This is a genomic window from Paramuribaculum intestinale (genome assembly GCF_003024925.1).
GTDB classification, from domain to species: Bacteria; Bacteroidota; Bacteroidia; order Bacteroidales; family Muribaculaceae; genus Paramuribaculum; species Paramuribaculum intestinale.
Genome location: NZ_PUED01000154.1, coordinates 1 through 5645, shown reverse-complemented (window position 1 = coordinate 5645; position 5645 = coordinate 1). Strand labels below are relative to the sequence as shown.

6 protein-coding genes are annotated in these 5645 nt (G+C 57.1%); 4 read left to right on the top strand and 2 right to left on the bottom strand.

Translation table 11 applies throughout. From position 1 onward, the window contains the following. Positions 1-158: 158 nt before the first annotated feature. Complete coding sequence (locus C5O24_RS10320; protein WP_107681794.1) at positions 159-1613, bottom strand: aminoacyl-histidine dipeptidase; 1455 nt, start codon at positions 1611-1613, stop codon at positions 159-161. A 210-nt stretch (positions 1614-1823) separates the two neighbouring features. Here C5O24_RS10320 and C5O24_RS14045 point away from each other — a divergent pair, with 210 nt between their 5' ends. From C5O24_RS14045 to C5O24_RS10305, 3 genes are all read left to right on the top strand, one after another. After that, positions 1824-2000 (top strand): hypothetical protein, encoded by a 177-nt coding sequence (locus tag C5O24_RS14045; protein WP_161553878.1) that lies wholly within the window; start codon positions 1824-1826, stop codon positions 1998-2000. A 17-nt stretch (positions 2001-2017) separates the two neighbouring features. Further along, a complete protein-coding gene (locus C5O24_RS10310) occupies positions 2018-2608 on the top strand; it encodes an OmpH/Skp family outer membrane protein (protein ID WP_107035898.1) in 591 nt (196 codons plus the stop codon). 92 nt (positions 2609-2700) lie between these two features. Next, positions 2701-3678, top strand: a complete 978-nt coding sequence (locus C5O24_RS10305) for a glycosyltransferase family A protein (RefSeq protein ID WP_107035897.1) — start codon at positions 2701-2703, stop codon at positions 3676-3678. Between the two features lie 72 nt (positions 3679-3750). Here the strand turns inward: C5O24_RS10305 and C5O24_RS10300 are convergent, their stop codons facing one another. Then, positions 3751-5220 carry an arylsulfatase gene (locus C5O24_RS10300; RefSeq protein ID WP_240604969.1) on the bottom strand — a complete coding sequence of 490 codons (1470 nt, stop codon included), beginning with the start codon at positions 5218-5220 and terminating at the stop codon, positions 3751-3753. Positions 5221-5341: 121 nt separating this feature from the next. On the opposite strand from C5O24_RS10300, the gene C5O24_RS10295 reads away from it, so the two are divergent. Then, complete coding sequence (locus C5O24_RS10295) at positions 5342-5608, top strand: sulfatase-like hydrolase/transferase (protein ID WP_107681792.1); 267 nt, start codon at positions 5342-5344, stop codon at positions 5606-5608. Positions 5609-5645 lie beyond the last annotated feature (37 nt).

The window sequence follows — 5645 nt, the reverse complement described above, 5'->3', positions numbered from 1 at the left end:
GATATATTTCCGGACTTCTTTCCATCCCCTCAAAGGTCTTTTCGGGCGATTTGCGTCAAGTTTCATCGGTCACGATGCCCGCATCGCTCCCTCTTCAACTCACGCAAATCTATCCGAAAATCCTCTTTGAGTGAACAGAAGTGAAATTCAAACACACTCTAAAGATCGGCCACCTTCTTGAGGATCAATTTAAGATGGTTGTAGAAACGCTCTACCGCCGGGATGTACATGCGCTCCGACGGAGAGTGGACTCCCTGCAGAGTGGGACCGAACGACACCATGTCGAGGTGGGGGAACTTCTCCAGGAATAGTCCGCACTCCAGACCGGCGTGGATAGCCTTGATGGCGGGCGTCACTCCGTAGAGTTCGCTGTAGGCGTCGCTGGCGATCTTCATGATGGGCGATTCGAGATTGGGCGCCCATCCGGGATAGCCCTCGCCATGCACCACCTTGGCTCCGGCGAGTGCGAAGAGAGCCTCCACCTGATTGGCGATATCCCACTTGCGCGAGTCGACAGAACTGCGCTGCGATGTGGTGACCACCACTTCGTTGCTCTCCTTCATCTTGACCGAAGCGAGGTTGGTGGATGTCTCGACAAGGCCGGGCATCACACGGCTCATCGACACGACTCCGTGGGGAGCGCTGTAGATCGAACGGATGAGCTTCAAAGTGGTGTCGGAATCGATGCAGAACTCGGGCTTGTCGACGCTCTCCATGGTGATCTCGATAGTGGGTTCGAGATCGGAGTATTCATTCTCCACCTCGGCGATGAAATGGTTGAGAGCCACGCGGACATCCTCTTTCTTGGATGTGTGGACTCCGACAACGGCGTGTGCGGCGCGCGGAATGGCGTTGCGCAGGTTGCCGCCGTCGATCTCGGCGAGCGAAAGCTCATATTTCTTGCTGAGGTTGAAGAGGAAGCGTGCGAGGAGCTTGTTGGCGTTGGCTCTTCCGAGGTGGATATCGCCTCCGGAGTGTCCGCCCTGTCCCTTGGCTATATCGACCTTGAAATAGGTGAAATCGTTGGGCGCGAACGAACGATTGTAGGTGAATGTGCACACAGTGTCGACACCTCCGGCACATCCGACGAATATCTCGGCATCGTCTTCGGAGTCGAGATTGAGCAGGATCGATCCGGAAATCATGTCGCCCTCAAGACCGAAGGCACCGGTCATGCCGGTTTCCTCGTCGACAGTCACGAGCGCCTCGAGCGGACCGTGCACCGAGTCGGGATCGGTCATTACGGCGAGCGCCGCCGCCACACCTATTCCGTTGTCGGCTCCGAGCGTGGTGCCTTCGGCACGCACCCAGTCGCCGTCGACCACAGTGGTGATGGGAGTGTTGTCGAAGTCGAACGACTTGTCGTTGCTCTCACACACCATATCCATGTGGCCCTGGAGTATCACCGTAGGAGCATTCTCATGACCCGGAGTGGCGGGCGCAGAGATGACCACGTTGCCCACCTTGTCGGTCTTGGCCTGAAGATTGTGTTGCTTGGCGAAATCGAGCAGATAGCGGCGTATTTTCTCCTCCTTCTTGGACGGACGGGGCACCTTCGTGATCTGATCGAAGATTTCAAAGACCCTTTTGGGTTCGAGTTCTTTAACTGTCATGTCGCAGATTGTCTTTTATGGGTTTGAATTTTCAGAGATTGTCGCGATGTCGCCTCCCGGCGCTCCTGGAAGCGTCAAGAGATGTAGCTTTTTGGCAAAGAATGTTAAATTTCAAGCCAAACCGCACACTAAATTACAAAATAAAATCGACACATTGCAAATAATTTGCAGACCTTTCCTATATTTGCACAGCGAAACCGCAACCGACCTATGAAAACTGTGCTTCTGACAATGACAATGGTGCTCGTGGCAGGGCTTCTTCTCGCAGTGAAAGTCCTCACAGTCAGAGGAGGACGATTTCCCTCGCACCACCAGAGCCATCAGACTCCACGCAGACAAGGGCGACCGACAGCGGCCAACGCTACCGACACAGTGAAAAAATCCTAATTAACCTCATATCAGAAATGAAAAAAACGGCTTTACCGTTAGCTATCTTCATGAGTCTTGCCGCTGCTTCGTGCGCCAACCAGAACGCCGACCAGGCAGCGACTGCCGCCGATTCAACAGCTGAAGCCAAGGCACCGTCCATGAACATCCGCTTTATCGACGCAGACTCCATCACCACCCACTACAATCTCGCAAAAGACTTCAAGGATATCGCCATCCGTGCTATCAGCAAGCTTGAAAACGCCCAGCAGAACAAGGGCGCGGAGATACAGCGCTTCGCCGCACAGATAGAGCAGAAATACCGCTCGAACGGCTACCTCTCGCAGGCAAGCTACGAGGCCGACATGAACAAGCTCAACAAGATGCAGCAGGACGCCCAGAACTATCTGGCCAACCTGCAGAACACCACCGACCAGGAGATGGCCGAACAGCGTCAGCAGCTCAACGACTCGATTGAGAACTACATCAAGATCTACAACGCCGGCAAAGGCTATGACGCGATACTCTACCGCCATTCCGGAGTGTATTTCAACCCCGATCTCGACATCACCAACGAAATCATCGAGGGTCTGAACGCACGCTACAACAAGGTCGAGAAGGCCAACTGAGCCACACAAGGCCTAACAATACAGAAACCGCAGCCCATACAGCCCGGACACAGGCGTATCGGCTGCGGCTTTTTTCATTTCATCAGCGCCCTATGAACAACGACAGCAAAGAACCCATACTCACGGTGGTGATGCCTGTGCGCAACCGCGCCGCGCTGCTCCCACGCACCCTGCTCTCGATCGAGCGGCAGACACTGCGCCCGCTTAAAACAGTGATCGCCGACAACGGATCGACCGACTCCACGCCGCAGATCATCGAACAGTGGCGACAACGCGTCGAGCCGCAGGGGATATCGGTCACGGTGGTCAGCGAGCCACGCCCCGGTGCTTCAGTGGCCCGCAATGCGGCTCTGGCCAAAGTGACCACGCCCTACACGCTCCACTTCGACTCCGACGACGAGATGCTGCCCGATCATCTTGCCATGGTCGACGCATATCTGCGCCTTCACACCGATACGGAGATACTCCGGTGGGATGTGACGATCATGGACAACGAAGGATGGACGACACTGAAGAGCGTCGACGACGAGGATCTGCTGCGCGGACACATACTTCACGCCGCTCTTGCCTCGCAGCGCTATGCCGTGGCCACGGATCTGCTGCGGAGCGTAGGCGGATGGGACGAGACCCTCACCTGCTGGGACGATCTGGAGCTTGGCACGCGGCTGCTGGCCCGAAAGCCCGTGACAGCCTATCTCCGGTGTGAGCCGAGGGTGGTGATACACCCTTCGGACGACTCTATCACCGGACGGCGCTATGCCGACAGCCACGCCGCACAGATGCTGGCGCTCGATGCCTGCCGGCGCGCCCTGCGCCACACCGACGCCGAGGATGCCACCATATGGCTCGACGCCAAGGGAATGATAGTAGCCGCACACTATGCGCGGGAGGGGGAACCGCAGATGGCCGAACGAACAGCGGCGGCGGTACTTAACGCGGCGTCAGGACGCAGCCGCGCCGTCAGGATGAAGCTGCAGCTCGTGAGGCTCGTCACGATGATTGCCGGACAAGGAGGATGCGCCCTGGCGAAGTGGCTTCTGCAGCCACGTGCCAAAGCGCATCGCGAATGAGATCCGGTGGGGCACAGCAGCCGGCATGAAGCGGACAGCTTATAGGCCCGGCGAGCTGTGAGCGTCGCCCGGTCAGGGGATCGTGACGCTGAAATGAGGGTTGGGAGTGTGCTCACGGCGCACGATCTTCACCAGACGGTCCACTATTTCGGGGTGTGCGGCGGCCACATCATGATCCTCATGGATGTCGTCGGCAAGATTGTATAGCTCGGGGTTGCCTCGCTTCACGATCAGTTTCCAGTCGCCCTGACGCACTCCTATCTGGTCGGTTTCATTGAACTCCCAGTAGAGGAAATCGTGCTTGGGCTGGATGCCTCGCCCGGTAAGTTCGGGCAGGAATGATATGCCGTCAAACGAGCCTCGTCCGGCGGCTGAATAGCTCTGCGGCGTGGTGCCGACGATATCGCACACTGTAGGGAGCACATCGTAGAACGCAAGCTGATGGTCGCTCTCGCGTCCGGCCTCGATCACTCCGGGCCAGCGTACTATGAAAGGGATGCGGATGCCCCCTTCATGGCACGAGCGTTTGAGTCCGCGAAGATGTCCGTCGCGGCCGAAGAACTCCGGATCAGCTCCTCCCTCCTCGTGAGGGCCGTTGTCGGATGTAAACACCACGATGGTATTGTCGGCCAGTCCCTTCTCGTCGAGTTTTTCCATTATTTCGCCCACATAGGCGTCAAGACGGCTGATCATTGCCGCAAACTGCGCATGGGTGTTGACCGACGGATTGTAGCGCGATGCCTCCTGACCGCCCCAGGTCTTGTCGAGGAAGAACTTCCGCTTGTAGCCCTTGAGCAGCGAATCGTTGGGCTGCACAAGCTCCGCATGCGGGAGCGTATAAGTGAATATGCCCATGAAAGGCTTGTCGGCCGACTGCCGGTCGAGCCAGTCCATGGCCTCACGGTGGATCATGTCGGCCGAATACTGCGGACGCTTCAGGTAGTCGTCGCCATACATCGGATATTTTATATTCTCGTCCATGACCACCCTCACCGTGGCCGTATCGCCAAGCTCCGGACGGTATCGGTTGAGGAAATTGGGATAATAGAGATGGGCCTGAAACTGGCATACATAGCCGTAGAACTCATCGATGCCACGCTTGTCGGGCGTGGAGGGCGATCCCTCGTAGCCTCCGGCCCATTTGCCGAACATGCCGGTGGTGTAGCCGTGCTCTTTCATGATCTCCGGAAGAATCACCTGCGCGGGATCGTAAGGATGCTGCCCGACGATGGAAAAGTCGACATTGGCGCCGTACATCACGGTGTCGACGCCTCGCCAGTACTCCTTGTTGCCCCGCACCTCACAGTGTCCGGTATGCTGTCCGGTCATCAGCGACGCGCGCGACGGAGCGCTCACCGGGCTTCCGGCGTAGGCCTGTGTGAATCTTACGCCCTGTCGTGCGAGCGAATCGATATGAGGCGTGGATATATATTTCTGCCCGTAGCATCCGAGGTCGCCATAGCCCATATCGTCGCACATGATATATATGATATTCGGACGGTTGTCGGCGGCCGAAGCCGCCACAGCGCCCGCGGCCATCATTCCCGCCGCGATTCGCAAAGTATTCATCGGTATATCTGTCAAGTATGTTTCGTTTGCCACAAAGTTAGGAGAAAATCATTATCTTTGCAACATATACTCTTCAAAAACACCATATCACGATATGCGATACATCACTCCGGCAATGATAGCTTCGGCGTCGGTGGCTCTGGCCGCCACCGACACTCCCAAACAGCCCAACATCGTGCTGTTTCTGGTAGACGACATGGGCTGGCAGGACACTTCAGTGCCATTCGGCCCCGACACCACCGCCTACAACCGCACCTTCCACACTCCAGCGATGGAACGCCTTGCGGCCTCGGGAATGAAGTTCACCCAGGCCTATGCATGCTCGGTCAGCTCGCCGTCGCGATGCAGCCCTGTCCCTTAAACACATCTGACACTGCCGACGAGCGAACGAGCGGCGA

Excerpts from the sequence above, each read along its gene's own strand:
- C5O24_RS10320 (WP_107681794.1), bottom strand. The coding sequence starts at position 1,613 with ATGACAGTTAAAGAACTCGAACCCAAAAGGGTCTTTGAAATCTTCGAT.
- C5O24_RS14045 (WP_161553878.1), top strand. The coding sequence starts at position 1,824 with ATGAAAACTGTGCTTCTGACAATGACAATGGTGCTCGTGGCAGGGCTT.
- C5O24_RS10310 (WP_107035898.1), top strand. The coding sequence starts at position 2,018 with ATGAAAAAAACGGCTTTACCGTTAGCTATCTTCATGAGTCTTGCCGCT.
- C5O24_RS10305 (WP_107035897.1), top strand. The coding sequence starts at position 2,701 with ATGAACAACGACAGCAAAGAACCCATACTCACGGTGGTGATGCCTGTG.
- C5O24_RS10300 (WP_240604969.1), bottom strand. The coding sequence starts at position 5,220 with ATGATGGCCGCGGGCGCTGTGGCGGCTTCGGCCGCCGACAACCGTCCG.
- C5O24_RS10295 (WP_107681792.1), top strand. The coding sequence starts at position 5,342 with ATGCGATACATCACTCCGGCAATGATAGCTTCGGCGTCGGTGGCTCTG.